The organism is Streptomyces sp. NBC_01166 (assembly GCF_045039765.1).
Classification (GTDB): Bacteria; Actinomycetota; Actinomycetes; order Streptomycetales; family Streptomycetaceae; genus Streptomyces.
This window is the reverse complement of record NZ_CP108613.1, coordinates 6,306,348-6,323,946: the sequence shown is the minus strand read 5'-3', so window position 1 is coordinate 6,323,946 and position 17,599 is coordinate 6,306,348. Positions and strand designations below refer to the sequence as shown.

The 17,599-nt window shown below is 71.7% G+C and carries 14 protein-coding genes; 8 read left to right on the top strand and 6 right to left on the bottom strand.

The genetic code is table 11. From position 1 onward, the window contains the following. Nucleotides 1-198: 198 nt before the first annotated feature. Nucleotides 199-1,674 (bottom strand): aldehyde dehydrogenase family protein, encoded by a 1,476-nt coding sequence (locus OG379_RS29105; protein WP_405665922.1) that lies wholly within the window; start codon nucleotides 1,672-1,674, stop codon nucleotides 199-201. A 134-nt stretch (nucleotides 1,675-1,808) separates the two neighbouring features. Then, nucleotides 1,809-3,092 carry a multidrug effflux MFS transporter gene (locus OG379_RS29100; protein WP_405665921.1) on the bottom strand — a complete coding sequence of 428 codons (1,284 nt, stop codon included), beginning with the start codon at nucleotides 3,090-3,092 and terminating at the stop codon, nucleotides 1,809-1,811. A gap of 57 nt (nucleotides 3,093-3,149) precedes the next feature. Between OG379_RS29100 and OG379_RS29095 the strand changes: the two genes are divergently transcribed. Continuing rightward, nucleotides 3,150-3,656, top strand: a complete 507-nt coding sequence (locus OG379_RS29095; RefSeq protein WP_405665920.1) for a MarR family winged helix-turn-helix transcriptional regulator — start codon at nucleotides 3,150-3,152, stop codon at nucleotides 3,654-3,656. 88 nt (nucleotides 3,657-3,744) lie between these two features. Here OG379_RS29095 and OG379_RS29090 read toward each other — a convergent pair whose 3' ends face one another. From OG379_RS29090 to OG379_RS29075, 4 genes are all read right to left on the bottom strand, one after another. Further along, nucleotides 3,745-4,560 carry a hypothetical protein gene (locus OG379_RS29090; RefSeq protein ID WP_405665919.1) on the bottom strand — a complete coding sequence of 272 codons (816 nt, stop codon included), beginning with the start codon at nucleotides 4,558-4,560 and terminating at the stop codon, nucleotides 3,745-3,747. Nucleotides 4,561-5,019: 459 nt separating this feature from the next. Then, complete coding sequence (locus OG379_RS29085) at nucleotides 5,020-6,582, bottom strand: polysaccharide lyase family 1 protein (RefSeq protein ID WP_405665918.1); 1,563 nt, start codon at nucleotides 6,580-6,582, stop codon at nucleotides 5,020-5,022. Nucleotides 6,583-6,977: 395 nt separating this feature from the next. After that, nucleotides 6,978-8,144 (bottom strand): acyl-CoA dehydrogenase family protein, encoded by a 1,167-nt coding sequence (locus OG379_RS29080; RefSeq protein ID WP_405665917.1) that lies wholly within the window; start codon nucleotides 8,142-8,144, stop codon nucleotides 6,978-6,980. A 45-nt stretch (nucleotides 8,145-8,189) separates the two neighbouring features. Beyond that, nucleotides 8,190-9,398, bottom strand: coding sequence for a CaiB/BaiF CoA transferase family protein (locus tag OG379_RS29075; protein WP_405665915.1), 1,209 nt, complete (start codon nucleotides 9,396-9,398; stop codon nucleotides 8,190-8,192). A 126-nt stretch (nucleotides 9,399-9,524) separates the two neighbouring features. On the opposite strand from OG379_RS29075, the gene OG379_RS29070 reads away from it, so the two are divergent. From OG379_RS29070 to OG379_RS29040, 7 genes are all read left to right on the top strand, one after another. Continuing rightward, nucleotides 9,525-10,478 (top strand): LysR family transcriptional regulator, encoded by a 954-nt coding sequence (locus OG379_RS29070; RefSeq protein ID WP_405665914.1) that lies wholly within the window; start codon nucleotides 9,525-9,527, stop codon nucleotides 10,476-10,478. 55 nt (nucleotides 10,479-10,533) lie between these two features. Then, on the top strand, nucleotides 10,534-11,331 hold the full coding sequence (locus tag OG379_RS29065; RefSeq protein WP_405665913.1) for an alpha/beta fold hydrolase: 798 nt from the start codon (nucleotides 10,534-10,536) through the stop codon (nucleotides 11,329-11,331). A 303-nt stretch (nucleotides 11,332-11,634) separates the two neighbouring features. Continuing rightward, entirely contained in the window at nucleotides 11,635-13,017 is a 1,383-nt protein-coding gene (locus OG379_RS29060) for an MFS transporter (protein WP_405665912.1), read from the top strand. Nucleotides 13,018-13,035: 18 nt separating this feature from the next. Then, nucleotides 13,036-13,899, top strand: coding sequence for a hypothetical protein (locus OG379_RS29055; RefSeq protein ID WP_405665911.1), 864 nt, complete (start codon nucleotides 13,036-13,038; stop codon nucleotides 13,897-13,899). Further along, nucleotides 13,896-14,687, top strand: a complete 792-nt coding sequence (locus OG379_RS29050; protein ID WP_405665910.1) for an HpcH/HpaI aldolase/citrate lyase family protein — start codon at nucleotides 13,896-13,898, stop codon at nucleotides 14,685-14,687. Before OG379_RS29055 ends, OG379_RS29050 begins: the two co-directional genes overlap by 4 nt. Nucleotides 14,688-14,864: 177 nt before the next feature. Beyond that, nucleotides 14,865-15,935 (top strand): glycoside hydrolase family 43 protein, encoded by a 1,071-nt coding sequence (locus OG379_RS29045; RefSeq protein WP_405665909.1) that lies wholly within the window; start codon nucleotides 14,865-14,867, stop codon nucleotides 15,933-15,935. 163 nt (nucleotides 15,936-16,098) lie between these two features. Then, nucleotides 16,099-17,487, top strand: a complete 1,389-nt coding sequence (locus tag OG379_RS29040; RefSeq protein WP_405665908.1) for a hypothetical protein — start codon at nucleotides 16,099-16,101, stop codon at nucleotides 17,485-17,487. Nucleotides 17,488-17,599 lie beyond the last annotated feature (112 nt).

Here is a 17,599-nt window from a genome sequence, read left to right as displayed (position 1 = left end):
GTGCGGGTCGGCCGACGCGCTCCGTCGCCCGGCGCGGACGGCAGCCGGCTCGGACGCACGCCGAGCCGGACCAGGGACTCGAGGCACATGATCGCAGCACCGGCCGGGTCGACGACGGGCACGAAGGGCCCGCCCTGAACAAGCCGTTACTGCAAGGCGCTCGCCCCGTGTTCCTGGCTCACGGCGCGCACCGGACCGTCAGAACGGGTAGCGCTCGATCTGGGCCTGAGCGGTGATCCACTGCACGTCGGAGAAGGTGTCCAGGCTCGCCCTGCCTCCGAAGCGGCCGCCCGTCCCGGACGCCTTGGTGCCGCCGAAGGGGGCGACCGCCTCGTCGTCCACCGTCTGGTCGTTGATGTGTACGGCGCCCGACTCGATCCGGTCGGCGAGTTCCCACGCGGCGAAGGCGTTGCCCGTGAGGATCGACACGGACAGCCCGTGCTCGGACGAGTTGATGATGTCCACGGCCTCGTCGACGGTCTCGTACGCGACGACGGGGGCGACCGGCCCGAACACCTCCTCGGCGAACGCCGGCGAGTCCGCCGGAACACCCGTGAGGACGGTGGGCCGGTAGAACAGACCGTCGTAGGTGCCGCCCGCCGCGAGCTCCGCGCCCTGCTCGACGGTGCGCGTGACGATCGAGTGGATCCTGTCGCGCTGCCGCTCGTCGATGACCGGTCCGAGCACGTTCGCCGGGTCCACCGGGTCGCCGACCGGGATTCCGTTCGCCTTCTCGGCGAGCTTGGCGGCGTACTCGGCGGCTTGGGAGACGTGCACCAGGTGGCGTCCGGTGGTCATGCAGATCTGCCCCTGGTGCAGGAAGGACCCCCAGGCACCGGCCGAGACCGCTGCGTCCAGGTCGGCGTCCGGGAGGACCAGGAGGGCGTTGTTGCCACCCAGCTCCAGGTGGACCTTCTTGAGCAGAGGGGCCGCCGCCGTGCCGATCGCGCGGCCGGCCGGGGTGGAGCCCGTGAAGGAGATGCAGGGCACGTCCGGGTGCGCGACCAGGGCCTCGCCGATTTCGGTGCCGCCCGGCAGGACGTGCAGCAGGCCTTCGGGCAGCCCGGCGTCGGCCAGCAGTTCGGCAAGCGCGAGGCCTCCGGACACCGGAGTGCGGGGATCGGGCTTGAGGACCACCGCGTTGCCCGCGGCCAGCGCGGGGGCCACCGAGCGCAGGGCGAGGATGGCGGGGAAGTTGAACGGGCTGATGACGCCCACGACACCGAGCGGGAGCCGGCGCACCGCGGAGAGGCGGGGCTTGGAGCTCCGCAGCAGCTCACCGTAGGGCTCGGAGGTCAGCGCCGCGGCCTCGTTGAGCTCGGAGACGAGCAGTCCGACCTCGAACTGCGCCTTGCCCTGCCCGGAGCCCGATTCCGGGACGAGCCACCGCACGATGCGGTCGGGGTCGGCGGCCAGCAGGGCGGAGGCCTTGATGAAGACCTGGGCCCGCTCGGCGTAGCCGAGCTTCGCCCAGGCACGCTGCGCCGTCCTCGCGGAAGCGACCGACGCGTCGACGTCCTCGGCGGTGGCCGCGCCCACGGTCGCGACGACCTCACCTGTGGCGGGGGCCGTCACGTCGATGGTGCCGCCGGCCGCAGCGCGCCAGGAGCCGTCGAAGATCTTCGCGGACCAGATCGGCGCGGACGCCGAGGGGGCGGAGTCTGTGCTGGTCATGAGGCGTTCCTCCACGCGAGTCGGGATCAGGCCGGTCGTCGGGGGGTTCGGTCGGCCCGCCCGTCGATTCCACCACAGGGCCCATCCGCGGAGGTTCCCCCGGGGGCGGGACGAACGGCCGGCGCCCCGGAACCTCACGTCCCGGAGCGGGCCGTCACCTCTCCGTCGCCGCGCCACGGCCGGGCCAGGACGGCCAGGGAGAGCCCCGCACCGGCGAGCGCGATCAGCATGACGAACGCCATCGGCAGGGAGCTGTCCGCGCCGAACAGTCCCACGAGCGGCGAGGCGATCGCGCCGAACGTGAACTGGAATCCGCCCATGAGCGCGGAGGCCGCCCCGGGGGCGCCGCGGCCCAGCGTCTGCCCGAGGCTCATCGTGGCGGGGAAGACCATCCCGATGCCGCTCATGGTCATGAACAGGCAGATCCACGTCCCGGCGAGGGTCTCCCCCGCCCCGGCCACCAGGAGGACCCGGGCCAGGGCTCCGAGCGCCGCGACACCGACGCCGGCGACGAGCAGCGTGTTGAGCGGCAGCCGACGGGACAGCCGGGCGAAGACCGCTCCGGCGAGCAGCATGCCGACGGCGTTGGTGGCGAAGATGAGCGAGTACGTCGTCGAGGAGACGCCGTGCAGATTCTCGAAGACGAAGCTGGAACCGCTGATGTAGGCGAACAGCGCCGCACCGCTGAAGCCGAGGACACATACGTAGCCCATGAAGGCACGGTTTCCGAGCAGCGCCCCCATCGCCCTGAAGGAGGCGGCGACCCCGCCGGCGGCGCGCCGCTCGACGGGCAGCGACTCCGGCACCGCGACCAGCACGGACAGCAGGAGCGCGATGCCGATCACGGCGAGGACGACGAAGACCGCCTGCCAGGTGGAGACCGCCAGGATGACACCGCCGAGGACGGGCGCCACGACGGGGGCGACGCCCAGGATCTGTGACAGCACGGCGAAGTAGCGGGGGATGTCAGGACCGTGGAAGCGGTCGGTGATCACCGCCCGGGTCAGCACCATGCCGGCTGCTCCTGTCAGTCCCTGGAGGAACCGGGCGCCGACGAGCATCTGGACGTTCGGCGCCAGGGCGCACAGCACGGAGAAGACGGTGAAACCGACGGCCCCCGATATCAGCAGCCTGCGGCGGCCGAGACTGTCGCTGAGCGGGCCGAACAGCAGTTGCCCGAAGACCAGGCCGGCCAGGAAGGCCGTCATCGTGAGCTGGACCGATGAACTGCTGGCGTGCAGCGAGTCCCCCATGGAGGGGAAGCCCGGCACGTACATGTCGGTGGCGAGCGGCGCCACCGCGGTGAGCGCCCCGAGCACGGCGATCAGGGCCGCCGCACGCTTCGGGGCAGGAGCCGGATCCGAAGCGGCGACCGGGGGCACGGTGCCGGAACGCGGGGCGGGAGAAGGAGCTACCATCCAATAAAGGTAACCAATAGTTCACTAGCTAACAAAACTCCGACGAAGGAGCCGGTCGTGCTGCCCTCTCCCGCCGATGTCCACAAGCAGTGGGCTGCGCACAACCCGGAGCTGGACACCTCCCCGATGGAGGTCGTGGCGCTGGTCAAACAGATCAACGCGCTGATCGAATACGCGGTCGAACCGCTCTACGACGGAGCGTCACTGACCGCGCCCGAGCTGGACCTGCTCATTCCGCTGCGGCACGCGACCGGCCCGGTCATCGCCCGCCGCCTCGCGGACCAGCTGCAGCTCTCCCGCGCGGGGATCAGCAAGTCCCTGGCCAAGCTGGAGAGGCGCGGTTTCATCGAACGCGTCCCCAATCCTGCGGACCGGCGTGCCGCACTGGTCACCGTGACCCCCGCGGGCGCGGAAGCCGTGGACAACCTGTTCCCCCGTCAGCTCGCCGTCGAGAGAGAACTCCTGTCCGGCCTGGGCGAGGACCGCGCCGAGGTGCTGGAGGCACTGACCACACTGGCCCGGGTCATGGAACGCCACCTCACCGGTTCCCCGGACTCCCGCTGATCCCCTGACAGCCGGGGCGGAGCTCTGCGAGGACCGCAGCCCCGGACCGGCGCGTGACGGCACCGCCGAAACGCCCGTCGGCCGCCGGTCAGGCGCCTCCCAGCAGCCCGCCGAGCAGATCACCGAGCAGATCACCGAGCGGCCCGTCCGGCGCATCGGTCTCCTCGGGCTCCTGCCCCTGGGCGTCGTCACCGCCGACGGTCGCACCCCCGGCTCCGGAGCCGCTTCCGTCGTCGGGGGCGGGCGAGGAGGGGGCATCCGCGGTTCCCTCATCGCTCTGCGCGCTCCCGCCGGATGCGCCGGCCACCGGGGCGGAGGGCCGGGGCCCGGAGGTGGGCGCGGCGGACCTCGCACCCACGGCGGGGACGCCGGCGGCATCGCCGGAAGCTTGGAGGGAGTGCGGGACAGCGGACCGCACGGGCGCCGACGGCCCCGCCGGACCGAATGCGACCGGCCCGGATGCCACCGGACCGGGCGTGCCGGGCGTGGATTCCGCCGCCACGGCCGCCCGGCCCCCGTCCCGACTCCGCGGCGACTGCTCCTCCGCCCCGCGATCCGGACCCAGCGACAGGGGCAGTTGCAGATAGGGCGCCCCGGAGTCGCCTCCGACCAGCGCGGCGGTCAGAGCCGTGGCGTAGCAGACGCAGCAGAGCGCCGTGATGATCCCTGTACGGCGCCAGGTCCGGCCGCGCTTCCCGGTGGCGTCGACGAAGACCGGCCGAGTGGGCGACGCGACGCCGCCCGGGTCCGAACTGTGAACGGAGGCTACGTCGTTCACGGCCGAGCCCTTGACCGCCTTCGGGATGCCGGCCCCTCGCGTGCGGGTGGCCGGGTGGCCGTCCCCTTCCTCGGCCGTGGTGCCGTCGCCCCGTACGTCGTCCACTGTCGAACCGCGTATGCCCATGCGTGTCTCCCCCTCTGCGTTCCCCGGCCGCTCGCCGGCGGGGCTCACCCTCTGCCAGGCCCCGTGCGTCACGCGTGTCCCGGAGGACTCCGCAACCCCGCGTCGCCACTGGCCCCTCCCATGATTGGGATCCGGAGACCGCTCCGAGGGGCAACGAGCCGGAACTGGCCGGTTTGTGGCCGGATCCGCCACCGGACCGAGGCCGTAGCGGATGCCGGCCGGGCATCGCGGTCAGGACGGGCGCCTACCGGGGCAGCTGGGAACGGCCGGACGGCCCGGCCGGGAGGTGCCGGGGCCCCCACCCCGGCACACGGGACGGGGGCCGTCGCGTTCGACGGCCCCCGTCCGGGCGAGCAGCAGCCGGCCGCGGTCCGAGGCGCCGCAGCCGCGCGCGTTTCCGCCGCCCCGCAGGATCGCGAGGATCCGGCGGGGCGGCGGACGGCCACCGGGACCTCGCCGCTATCCGGCGTACGTCTCGAATTCGGCGACCTTCGGGGTACCGGTCGAGCCGGTGATCTCGAAGGTGATCTTCTTCAGCGAGGTCTGCGGGACCGTGATGACGCCCGCGCCGCTGCCGGAGGTCAGGACGGCACCGGTGTCACCGTTGACGACCCTCCAGGATCCGATGCTGCCGGTGGAGCCCGACGCCTCGCGGACATTGATCTTGGCGACCGAGGTGGCGGTTCCCCACTTGACCGAGACGGAACCGGTCGAACCGGCCGGCGACCAGAAGGTGCTCATGTCACCGTCCCGCACATTGCCGTAGCTGGATCCACTGGCCTTGCTGGAGCCGTCGGCTCCGGCCCCGAGGCTGAGGTTGGTGCCACTGGGCTGGGTGGGGTCGGGCGTGGGGTCCGTCGGGTCCGGCGTCGGGTCCGTCGGGTCCGGCGTCGGCGTGGGGGTCGGCGTCGTCGGCGAGCAGCTGCCGTCGGACACCTTCAGACCCTTGCCCGCACCGGCCGTCGCGCCCACGATCGCCGGGACACAGCTCGCGCTGTCCAGGGTGTAGGCGTAGGGGATGCTGACGGTGGTGTTGGACTTCGGGTCGGGACCGGCGGGGTTGTTCTCGCTGCCCGGGGCGGACCAGGTCACGTTGTCGAAGGTGTTGCCGCTGACCTGCCAGTATCCGGCCGCGTCGGTGTAGAAGGTGCCCAGGACGTCCTTGGAGTCCTTGAAGTAGTTGTTGTCCACCTTGGCCCGTGCGCCGGCGCGGGAGTTGATGCCCGACTCGTTGAGCTTCACGTAGTAGTTGTTGTAGATGTGAGCGATACCGCCACGCAGCAGGGGCGCGCGCGAGTCGATGTTCTCGTACAGGTTGTGGTGGTACGTGATGTAGCCGTTCGACAGCTCGGTCTCGCTGGAGCCGACGAGTCCGCCACGGCCGGAGTTGCGCAGGGTGCTGTAGGACAGCGTGACGTACTGGGTGTTGTCCTTCATGTCGAAGAGGCCGTCGTACCCCTCCGACTCACCGCCGGACGCCTCGAGCGTGGTGTGGTCGACCCACACGTTGCGGACGTCGCTCTCCATGCCGATGGCGTCACCGCCGTTGGACGTGGGCGAGCCGGACTTCTTGACGTTCTTGACGGTCACGTTCTGGATGATGATGTTGCTGGACTGACGGATGTGGATGCCCAGCTGGTCGAAGACGGCCCCGCTGCCGACGCCGACGATCGTGACGTTGCTGATCTGCTTGAGCTCGATCACACCGGCGGCGGTGTTGCAGCTGTCGCCCGACACCTTCGTGGTGTTGCCGTGGTTGATCGTGCCCTCGACCTCGATGGTGATCGGGGTGCTGCTGCTGGCCCGGCCGCACAGGGCCGCGTGGATCGCGGTCCCCGTGGTGGCACGCACCGTCTGCCCGCCGGATCCGCCGGTGGTCCCGCCGTTCTGCGTCGCGTAGCCGGTGGCGCCACCGGCCACCGCCGCTGCGGCCTCGGGCATCGACATCACCACACCGGTCGCGGCCGCCACGGCCAGTGTGGCCAGCGCGGCGTTGAGTCGCAGTGCGAGTGGTCGTCTCATGTTCGTGTCCCCATTCGTCTTCACGTGCTGGGTTTCGCCGCGGTCGCAACGGCGGACCGGCGGGGACTGCCGGTGGTCACCGGGCAGCCTCGTCGGGGGTTGTGCGTGAGCCCTGCGCCGGACCGGTGGCGGCTCGTGCGTGTCCGTCGCGACGGCCGTCGCGGCGGACGCTTCCACCGGGCGGAATCAGGAGGGGAAAGCGCTTTCTGCCCGCGACAATAGAGCGCCCGCCGTCAACTGACAAGGTTCATGACACGTACGGAATCCAGGCCCGCCCGACGGCGCGGAACGGCAACGTCCGCCCGGATCACCGGAGTTCGGCGCAGACCGGCCCACACGGGACACGGCATGAGCGAGACGCCGTGGGGCGGCCGCGGTGAGGCCGCCCCACGCGTTCAGGCGTCGAGCCCTCCCCGCTTGACCAGTTGGCTCGCGATGACGTTGCGCTGGATCTCGTTGGTGCCCTCGCCGACGATCATCAGCGGGGCGTCACGGAAGTAGCGCTCCACGTCGAACTCGGTCGAGTAGCCGTAACCTCCGTGGATGCGTACGGCGTTGAGAGCGATCTGCATGGCCGTCTCGGAGGCGAAGAGCTTGGCCATGCCCGCCTCCATGTCCACGCGCCGTCCGGCGTCCGCCTCGCGGGCCGCGTACAGGGTGAGCTGACGGGCGGCGGTGAGTGAGGTCGCCATGTCGGCGAGGTAGTTGCCGACGGACTGGTGCTTCCAGATCGGCTTCCCGAAGGTCTCCCGCTCCTGGGCGTAGGCGAGGGAGTCCTCCAGCGCGGCCCTGCCGACGCCGAGCGCGCGGGCGGCGACCTGGAGACGGCCGGTCTCCAGGCCCTTCATCATCTGGCCGAATCCGTTGCCCTCGGTCCCGCCGAGCACCGCGTCGGCCGGTGCCCGGTAGCCCTCGAAGGACAGCTCACAGCTCTCCACACCCTTGTAGCCCAGCTTGGGAAGGTCGCGGGAGACCGTCAGTCCGGGTCCGTGTTCGACGAGCAGGATGGAGATCCCCTTGTGCGCCGGGGACGCCTGAGGGTCCGTCTTGCACAGCAGGGCGATCAGCTGCGAGCGGCGGGAGTTGGTGATCCAGGTCTTCGCGCCGTCCACCACGTACCCCTCGCCGTCCTTACGGGCGACGGTGCGCATGGCCTGGAGGTCGGAGCCGCCTCCCGGCTCGGTCAGGGCCATGGTGGCCCGGATCTCGCCGGTGGCCATCCGCGGGAGGTAACGCCGCTTCTGCTCCTCGGTGCCGAAGCGGAGCAGCAGCTTGGCGACCACCGTGTGTCCGCCCATCGCGCCGGCCAGGCTCATCCAGCCGCGCGCCAGTTCCTCGGTGATGAGGACGTAGCAGGGGGTCGACACCGGCGTGCCGCCGTACTCCTCGGGGACGGCGAGGCCGAAGATCCCGAGCTCCTTCATCTGCTCGATGAGGGCCTCGGGGTAGGTGTTGGCGTGGTCGAGTTCCCTCGCCACGGGCTTGATGTCCTTGTCGACGAAGTCGTGCACCGTGCTGACGATGAACTGCTCGTCCTCGGAAAGGATGTCGAGGGTGCTCATGTGGGGGCGGCCTCCTCGCCGCGGTCCTGCTCGCGTGTCGGGTGGTCAGATGGCGCCGTCGGCCCGCAGGGCGTCGATCCGCTCGGGTGTGCGGCCCAGCTCGGCCAGGATCGGCTCGGTGTGCTCGCCCACTGCGGGGACCGCGCCCATACGCGGGGTGGTGCCGGCCAGGTCGACGGGCGGCAGCAGGGCCGACATCGTCTCCCCGCCGGGTACGGACACCTGGCGCCAGCGGTCCCGGCCGGCCAGCACGGGGTGTTCCAGGAACTGCTTCACGTCGTTGACGGGGGCGTTGGCGATGCCGATCGCGTCGAGCAGCTCCATCACCTCACCGCTGTCCGAGGCGGCGATCCGCCCGGCCAGGAGCGCGTCGACCTCCTCGCGGTGGCTCACCCGGGCGGAACCTCCGGCGAAGCGCGGGTCGTCGGTGAGTCCGGGGTCGCCGAGGAACTTCTCGCAGAGGGCCGCCCATTCGCGTTCGTTCTGCACGGAGAGCAGTACGTCCTTGCCGTCGGCCGCGGTGTAGGTGCCGTACGGGGCGATGGTGGCATGCCGGGTACCGACCCGGGGCGGCTGCGCCCCGCTGTACGCCGTGTAGTAGGCGGGCTGGCTCATCCATTCGGCCAGCGCCTCGAAGAGGGAGACCTCCACGGCGCGTACGGAACCGCGGGTCGCCCGCGTGAACAGCGCGGTGAGGATGCCGCTGTAGGCGTACATGCCGGCAGCGATGTCGGCGACCGACACCCCGACGCGCGCGGCCTCCTGGGCGCTGCCGGTCAGGGAGACCAGACCGGTCTGGCACTGCACCAGCAGGTCGTAGGCCTTGCGGTCGGCCCACGGTCCGCTCGATCCGTAGCCCGTGACCGAACACGGGATCAGCGACGGGAACCGCTTCGCCAGGGCGTCGGCACCCAGGCCCATACGGGCGGCCGCGCCGGGCGCCAGGTTCTGGACGAACACGTCCGCCTGCGCCAGGAGTTCCTCCAGGACCTCCCGCCCCTGTTCCGACTTGAGATCCAGGGTCACCGATTCCTTGGAGCGGTTCAGCCAGACGAAGTAACTGGACTGACCGTGCACCGTGGTGTCGTACCGGCGCGCGAAGTCGCCCTCGCCCGGACGCTCCACCTTGATCACCCGAGCTCCGAGGTCGGCGAGCTGGCGGGTGGCGAAGGGGGCGGCCACCGCCTGCTCGATGCTCACCACCGTGATGCCGGACAGCGGCAGGTCATCGGCGGGCGCTGCGTTCTCGGCCATGCGTTGTCCTCCGGAGATGTCGGTGACCCGAGCGGGAGTACCATCATGTGCATTCATGTGAAGCCAAGGGAAATAACAATCCGTGATGCTGCCATGCGGGCCGCGGATGCCGGAAGAGGACGCACCATGGACGTCAAGCAGCTCAAGGCACTCATCACGGTCGCCGAGGTGGGCAGCGTGACGCGCGCCGCCGAGCTGCTCCACCTGGTCCAGCCGGCCGTCACCCGGCAGATTCGCACCCTGGAGGAGGAGCTCGGTGTCGCGCTCTTCCAGCGCACCAGACAGGGCATGCGGCCCACCGAGGCCGGCCGCATCATGGTCGACCGGGCGCGCCGGGCCCTGAACGAGCTGGAGCGGGCGCGCGCCGAGGTGCAGCCCAGCCCCGGAGAGGTGACGGGCATCGTCACGGTCGGGCTGCTGGAGAGCACGAGCGACCTGCTCGCCGAGCCGCTGGTGTCGGCTGTCGGCGCGGCCCACCCAGGCGTGGAACTACGGCTGATGACGGGTTACTCCGGCCATCTCCAGCAGTGGCTCGACGACGGTGACCTGGACCTGACCCTGCTGTACAACCTGGACAGCTCCCCCTCCCTCAACGCCCGTCCCCTGGTGCGGGAGCGTCTGTGGGCGGTGGCCCCCGCGGCGGCCGGGCTGCGTGCCGACCGCCCGGTCGCCTTCTCCGACGTGGCGGCGCATCCCCTGGTGATGCCCGCAGCGGGTCATGCCCTGCGGACCCTGATCGACGCGGCGGCGGCCCGGTCCGGAAGCGCGATGGACATCGCCGTGCAGACCAACGCGATGCGCGTGCAGAAGCAACTCGTGCTGGCCGGGCACGGGTGGACCGTTCTGCCCGGCGTCGGCATCGCGGAGGACGTCGCGAACGGCACGCTCAGCGCGGCGCCGCTGTGCGAACCCGACGTGTGGCGGCAGATCGTCCTGGGCACCCCCCGGTACCGAAGGGTCCCGCCCGCCGTGGAGGTCGTCGCCGGCCACCTGGCCCGCCGCATCGATGCGGCCGTGGCGCAGGGGCAGTGGCCCTCGGCCGAGTTGCCCGCGCCCGACGACCCCGGCACCGGCGCCTGACGGCGGCACCGCATCCACCGGGGCCGGCCCGGCCCCACGCCCCTGAGAGGACTCCTTGACCGACACCGATGAACGCCCTGACGCCTTCGTCCGGACCGACGACGGCGTGTCGGTGGCGTACCAGAGCCGCGGCACCGGCCTCCCGCTCGTCCTCCTGGCGGGGCAGGCGAACAACCACCACTGGTGGGACGGCGTACGCGAGGACTTCCACGGCACCCACTCCACGATCACCATGGACTACCGCGGCACGGGCGCGAGCGACGCGCCGCGGGAGGGCTACTCCACCCGGCGCTTCGCCGAGGACGTGGTGGCTGTCCTCGACTCCCTGGGCATCGAGCGGGCCGATGTGTACGGCACCTCGATGGGCGGCCGCGTCGCCCAGTGGGTCGCCGCCCGCCACCCCGAACGGGTCCGGCGCCTCGTCCTCGGATGCACCTCGCCCGGCGGGCCGGCAGCCGTCGAACGCGACGCCTCGGTGCGCCGGGCCCTGGCGCTGCCCGACCCGGACGCCGTACGGCAGACCCTGACCGAGCTGATGTACAGCCCCGGCTGGATCGCCGGGCACCCCGGTCCGTACGGGACCCTCGGCGATCCCCATATGCCGCCGCACGCCCGGCGCGGGCACCTGACCGCCAGCAACCGCCACGACGCGTGGGACGCGCTCCCCTCCGTCGCCGCCCCCACTCTGATCCTGCACGGCGACCAGGACCGGCTCACCCCGCCGGAGAACGTCCCGCTGCTCGCGGCCCGCATCCCGGACGCCACGGCCCGCCTCCTCCCCGGCGCCCGGCACGCCTACTTCGAGGAGTGCCGGGAGACGGCCGGCGCCCTGGTCCGCGGGTTCCTCGGCTGAGCGGACCGAAACCGGCCGGCCCCGTGGCCCGCAGGCGGTGCCGGCACCCGCCATGCGGTCGAGTCATGCACGCATCACCAATTTCTATTGTTCTTCCGTGCCGATCAGCGCTCATGATGTGTGGCACGTGAGCCGCCGAGCACCTGGAGTCGCCACGGACGAACCCGGTTCCCGGCAACCGCCCCCGTCGGCGGGAGCCCTCGGCGCACGACACGCTTCTCACCGACCACCCCCTTCTTTCCCGCGCCGAAGGGCCGCCCGAGCCGCAGCACCACCTGGGCGACGAAAGCAACGGAGCTCCTCATGCCCCAGAGCCGCACACCCGCACCCCCCGCCCCCGACCGCTCCCGCGTCACCGCGAACGTCGTACGCGGCTGTCTCGGCAACCTCGTCGAGTGGTACGACTGGTTCGCCTACGCCACGTTCAGCATCTACTTCGCGTCGGTGTTCTTCCCCGAGGGCGACCGGACGGCCCAGCTGCTCTCCACAGCCGTCGTCTTCGCCGTCGGTTTCTTCATGCGCCCCCTCGGCGGCTGGCTGCTCGGCGCGTACGCGGACCGGTTCGGCCGGCGCCGCGCGCTGACCCTGTCCGTGACACTCATGAGTGCCGGATCCCTGACCATCGCCCTCGCCCCCGGGCACGAGGCCATCGGCCTCTGGGCCCCTGCCCTGCTGATCCTTGCCCGGCTGGCACAAGGCCTTTCCGTGGGTGGGGAGTTCGGCTCCAGCGCCTCGTACCTCTCCGAGGTCGCTCCCGAGGGCCGGCGTGGCTTCTACTCCAGCTTCCAGTACGTCTCCATCGTGATGGGCCAGCTGGCCGCGCTGCTCGTGGCGATCGTCCTGCAGAACCTGCTCAGCGAGGACCAGCTGCACGACTGGGGATGGCGCATCCCCTTCGTGATCGGTGCCGTGGCCGGTCTGGTCGTGATGTACCTGCGCCGCAGCATGGAGGAGTCCGAGCACTTCGAGAAGGAGCAGGCGCGCACCGCCAGGCAGGGTGCCGAGCCCGGAGCCCCTGAACGCAAGGGCCTCGTCGCCCTGTTCGCCGAGTACCCGCGCCAGCTCCTCGCCGTCTTCGGCCTCGCCATCGGCGGCACCGTCGCCTTCTACACGTACACGACGTATCTGCAGAAGTACCTGGTGAACACCGCCGGCATCCCCCAGTCGACCGTCACCCTGATCGGCTTCGCCGCGCTGTTCGTCTACATGCTGATGCAGCCTGCCGTGGGCGCCCTGTCCGACCGCATCGGCCGTCGCCCCGTCATGTTCGCCTTCTCCGGCGGCTGCATGCTGCTGACGGTTCCGCTCATGACGCTCCTCGGCCGCACCAGCAATCCCTGGATCGCCTTCCTCCTCATGACCGTGGCCCTGACCTTCGTCACCGGCTACTCCGCCCTGGCCGCCATCATCAAGGCGGAGATGTTCCCCACGAAGGTCCGGGCCCTCGGCGTCGGCCTGCCGCACGCCCTCGTCACCGCCACCTTCGGCGGGCTGACCGAGCCCATCGCGCTCGCCCTCAAGGACGGCGGCCAGGAGAACCTCTTCTTCTGGTACGTCACCGGATGCGTCGGTCTGACCTTCCTGGCGACCCTTCTCGTACGGGAACCGTCCCGCGCCTCCCATCTCGACGTCATGGAGGCACCCGCGGGCGCCCCGCGACCGTCGAAGACCGCACCACTCGCCTGAAACCCGAGGTCCGATCCCATGCAGCCCGCCCCCCTCAGCTCCTACGTCGAGACCTGGCACCCCGGACCCGTCACGGCCCACGACCCGATGGACCCGGACCCCACCGCCGCCGTCTCCGCCCTGCTCGACCTGCCCTCACCGGCCGCCGGGGCCGGTGACCCCCTGCCCCCTCTGTGGCAGTGGTTCCACTTCCTGCACTGGCCCGCCCAGCACGAGCTGGGCCCGGACGGACACCTGCGCGACGCGCGTTTCCTCCCGCTGCTCCCCGACCGCCAGCGCATGTTCGCCGGCGGGCGCTGCCGGTTCCTCCGGCCCCTGCGCCTGGGCGAGCCCGCCGAACGCGTCAGCAGCCTGGGCTCGGTGACCCCGAAGCACGGGCGCAGCGGAGAGCTGCTCTTCGTGACGGAACGTCAGGAGTTCCGTCAGTCCGGCCGCACCTGCCTGGTCGAGGAACAGGACATCGTCTACCGGTCCGGGCGCGGGAGCGGGCAGCACCCGGCCGCCGTCGACGACCGCACGGCCCCGGACTCGGAGGAGCCCTGGCAGCTCCGCCTCCAGCCGGATCCGACGCTGCTGTTCCGGCTGAGCGCGCTCACGGCCAACGCGCACCGCATTCACTACGACGCTCCGTACTGCCGTGACACGGAGGGCTATCCGGGCCTCGTCGTCCACGGCCCGCTGCTCGCCCTGCTCATGCTGGAGGTGGTCAGGCGTGAGTCCCCCGGGCGCCAGGTGGGCGCGCTCTCCTTCAAGCTGCTGCGGCCTGCGTTCGCGGGCGAGCACCTCCTCGCGGAGGGCGGCCCCTCGGGCGCGGGTGCCCGACTGCGCACCGCCACCCACCGCGACGCGCGCCACGCCACCGCCGAGGTGACCTTCGCATGAACACGCACACCCGGATCGCGGCCGCCCGCACCCTGCTCTTCGTACCGGGCCACCGCCCCGACCGCTTCGACAAGGCCGCGAGCTCCGGCGCCGACCTCGTCATCGTGGACCTGGAGGACGCGGTCGCCGCCGAGGACAAGGACCGGGCCCGCCGGGCCGCCGCCGAGTGGCCGGGGCTCGGCGACCGCACGGTCGTACGCGTCAACGCGCCCGGCACCCCGTGGTTCGAGGCGGACCTGCGCATGGCCGCCGGTCTCGGCTGCCCGGTGATGGTGCCGAAGGCCGAGGACCCGGCGGTCCTCGCGGAGATCGCCGCCCGCTGCACGACGATCGCCCTCGTCGAGACGGCGCTCGGCGCCGAGCGGGCCTACGAGGTGTGTTCCGTTCCGGGCGTCGTCCGCTCCGCGTTCGGCAACGTGGACCTCGCCGCGCAGCTCGGCGTCGCCCACGACGACATCCTCGCCCTGGCCCACGTCCGCTCCCGCCTCGTCCTGGCGTCGGCGGCAGCGGGTATCAGTCCACCGGTGGACGGCGTCACGACCGCGGTGCGGGACGCCGACGCGCTGGCCACGGACACGGCACACGCCCGCCGGCTCGGCTTCTCGGGGAAGCTCTGCATCCATCCGGCGCAGATCGCCCCGGCAGCCGCCGGTTTCGCCCCGACGGAGAGCGAACTGCGCTGGGCACGAGCGGTCCTGGGGGCCGGGCAGACGGTCACGACCGTCGACGGACACATGGTCGACAAGCCGGTCCTGGAGCGCGCCCGCCGGCTCCTGGCGCGGCCCTAGAGGCTCCGGGGCCATGGGACCCCTCATGGGCGCCACACACCGCACGATTGACATGTGCAGGCCCATTCAGGATGCTGTGAGAGCGCTCTTTGCATCGATGTACATGCTGGCTGAGCAGTCGGCAGCCCCCTCCCCCGGCGCCGCGTCGGCGCCGAGGCCGACTGTTGGAGCGGGATGATGAGGCTTTCTCGTTGTCTTTCCGGTGCCGCCGCCTTCGTGCTGTCCGTCGTGCTCGCCGCTGCGATGTCGCTTTCCTCCGCCGAGTCCGCGCACGCCGGCCAGACCGGTCTGCGGGCCGCGGACCCCAGCGTGCTCCGTGTCGGGGGTACGTACATCTCGGTGCAGTCGACCGGTGGCGGCATCGCCGTGCGTCAGGCCTCGTCGACGGAGGCCCTTGCCTCTGCCCCCGCTCGCCAGGTCTGGTCGGACTCCCGCGGCCTCGGGGAGGTCTGGGCCCCGGAGATCGTGAGGGACGGCGGGCGCTACTACGTCTACTTCGCGGCCGGGCGAGGTGCGGCCCACCGGATGTACGTCATCAGCTCGGCCTCACCCGACAGCGGCTACACCGCCGAGACGAAGCTCGCGCTCGCCGACGACAAGTGGGCCATCGACGGCACCCTGTTCACCTTCGGCGGGCAGCGCTGGTTCGTCTGGTCCGGCTGGGCCGGCGACACCGACGTCGAGCAGAACCTCTACATCACCAGGATGAGCAGCCCGACCGCACCGACCGGCGCGCGGTACGTCATCTCCCAGCCCCGGGAGAGCTGGGAGCGAGTGGTCGGCAACCCCTTCATCAACGAGGCACCCGAGGCGATCAAGGACCCGAACGGACAGCTGCACATCGTGTACTCCGCCAACGGCAGCTGGAGCGACCAGTACTGCCTGGCGGATCTGAGGCTCCGGTCCGGCGGCGACCCGACGTACGTCTGGGACTGGTACAAGTCGAACGGCTGCCTGTTCGGCTCCAACCGCGCGACGATGATGTCCGGCTGGGATCCCACGCTGTACGTCGACGGACCCGGCCACCACAGCTTCGTCCTGCTCGACGGCGACATCGGTACGAGCCCGCCGGCCGGCCCGCGGTTCCCGCTGATGTTCCACGCGGTCGCGAAGGGGACGCCCTACTCGTGGGCCAACCGGTACTGGTACACGGGTACGTTCAGCTGGTGGGGCGACATCACCTACAGCCGTGCGAACGTCCCGGGCGCGGGGACCAGCACCGGCTGGAGCCTCAAGTTCTTCGAGTGACGGGCACAAGTCCGGCGCTCCGTAGGTCTCTTGGGTACGTGAGCCCCGGCCGGCGCCGTTCGGAAAAGGTGTGGCCCTCCGCGCGGGTCCGGGTTACGCTCCCGCCGATGACTACTCAATGTGTCCGCAGATTGGGGGTCCCGTCCGCGCAAGGTGAGTGCTGATGCTCACCGAGACCGCGTTCGAGGATTCCCGCCTTTCCTTCTGGCTGCGCGTGCGCGAGATCGCCGTGCCGCCCTCCGTGATCGAGACCGCGACGGCCCGGCGTGACGCCGGCGACTGGGCGGGGGCGTGTGCCGCCGCCGGATTCGACGTCGACCTCGACCTGCGTACCGTCAGACGCCTCCATGGCAGCGAAATGGCCGCCCTGCTCCGGGCTGACCTGCGCCGGCTCGCACCCGATCTGCTGCGGTGGCACATGCCTAGGACCGCACCTGACGGTTTCCTGCGGCCCGGTACGACTCTCACGCTCGTCCGGTACGACGATCCCGGGCGCGCACGCCCGGTCCACCTCGTCGCGCGTACCGCGCCCGCGTGGGCGGATGCCGGACAGCGGATCAGCCTGGCGCTGTGGGACGGCCCCGCGTCGCCCGGACCGCCCGGCTACCGGCCCCCCGACCGGCGGTTCCGTCTGGATCTGCACCGCCATCTGTGGGACGCGAGCCGCAGCGGTGAACTGCACGCGCGTTCTGTGGCCGGTGGGCCGGCACCGCGGTGGGCCTCGTCCTTGCCGGGCACGGAGCGGTTCGCGTCGGGCAGGTGGGCAGCCGAGGCGGCCCTGTTGCTGAGGGCGGACAGGCGACCGGGAGGGGGCCGTGTCGCGGTCCGCCTCGGCGCCCGGAGACGTCTCCTCCTGGACGTGGGAACCTCCGCGGCGGCCTCGGAGGAGGGCGACAGGACGGCCGAGGTGCGGTCCGCCGTGTTCGCACGAGCCGGTGCCTGCGCGGGACTTCCGGTCCTGCCCGACGCCGCCACATGGGTCCTGCCCGATCTCGAACTGCTGCGCGGTGGCTGGATCCCGGCCGAGCGGCTGCATCCACTGGTGGCGGCGGCCCTGGAGCCCGGAACACCACGGCGCTCCACCGCCCGCCCCTCCGCGGACGGGGACGGACGGGCCGCGCCGAGGCTGGTGGACTGCCGGGGCGCCCGGCACCGGATCGGCCTGGTCGACGGGGTGCTGGTCCCGCTGGACCACGATCCCGCCGAGATCCGGCGGGAGGAACTGCTCGCCGCACTCACCGGCACGCCCCTCCCCTGTCTCCAGGTCATCGACGTTGCGCATCGCCGGCCGGACTGCCTCACCGACGTCCGTGACCGGCTGGCCCACGGGGACGCGGCAGGTGCCCTGGCCCGTATCGAGAGCGTGCTCGGCGCCGGGGCGCATCTGAGGGACGGGGACCTCCGCGACGTCCTGCACGAGGCCGCCCGACAGCGGGTGACCCATGGCTTGTTCAGAGCCGGTCTCACCGGCCCCGGGCGGGAACCACCCGGGCAGAAGCCTTCCCGGCCCGCGCCCCACCGCTCCCGAACACGGCAAGCGGCCTCTCTCTGACCTCATGCGGCGGTTCGGCAGGGCCGCCGCCCTTCCCGCCGTGCCCTCGCGCGCCCGCGCCACCGGGCACCGACCGCCTTCGACGACCCCACAGGTGATGCCTCATGTCCAC

Excerpts from the sequence above, each read along its gene's own strand:
- OG379_RS29105 (WP_405665922.1), bottom strand. The coding sequence starts at position 1,674 with ATGACCAGCACAGACTCCGCCCCCTCGGCGTCCGCGCCGATCTGGTCC.
- OG379_RS29060 (WP_405665912.1), top strand. The coding sequence starts at position 11,635 with ATGCCCCAGAGCCGCACACCCGCACCCCCCGCCCCCGACCGCTCCCGC.
- OG379_RS29070 (WP_405665914.1), top strand. The coding sequence starts at position 9,525 with ATGGACGTCAAGCAGCTCAAGGCACTCATCACGGTCGCCGAGGTGGGC.
- OG379_RS29055 (WP_405665911.1), top strand. The coding sequence starts at position 13,036 with ATGCAGCCCGCCCCCCTCAGCTCCTACGTCGAGACCTGGCACCCCGGA.
- OG379_RS29075 (WP_405665915.1), bottom strand. The coding sequence starts at position 9,398 with ATGGCCGAGAACGCAGCGCCCGCCGATGACCTGCCGCTGTCCGGCATC.
- OG379_RS29040 (WP_405665908.1), top strand. The coding sequence starts at position 16,099 with ATGCTCACCGAGACCGCGTTCGAGGATTCCCGCCTTTCCTTCTGGCTG.
- OG379_RS29100 (WP_405665921.1), bottom strand. The coding sequence starts at position 3,092 with ATGGTAGCTCCTTCTCCCGCCCCGCGTTCCGGCACCGTGCCCCCGGTC.
- OG379_RS29050 (WP_405665910.1), top strand. The coding sequence starts at position 13,896 with ATGAACACGCACACCCGGATCGCGGCCGCCCGCACCCTGCTCTTCGTA.
- OG379_RS29080 (WP_405665917.1), bottom strand. The coding sequence starts at position 8,144 with ATGAGCACCCTCGACATCCTTTCCGAGGACGAGCAGTTCATCGTCAGC.
- OG379_RS29045 (WP_405665909.1), top strand. The coding sequence starts at position 14,865 with ATGAGGCTTTCTCGTTGTCTTTCCGGTGCCGCCGCCTTCGTGCTGTCC.
- OG379_RS29090 (WP_405665919.1), bottom strand. The coding sequence starts at position 4,560 with ATGGGCATACGCGGTTCGACAGTGGACGACGTACGGGGCGACGGCACC.
- OG379_RS29085 (WP_405665918.1), bottom strand. The coding sequence starts at position 6,582 with ATGAGACGACCACTCGCACTGCGACTCAACGCCGCGCTGGCCACACTG.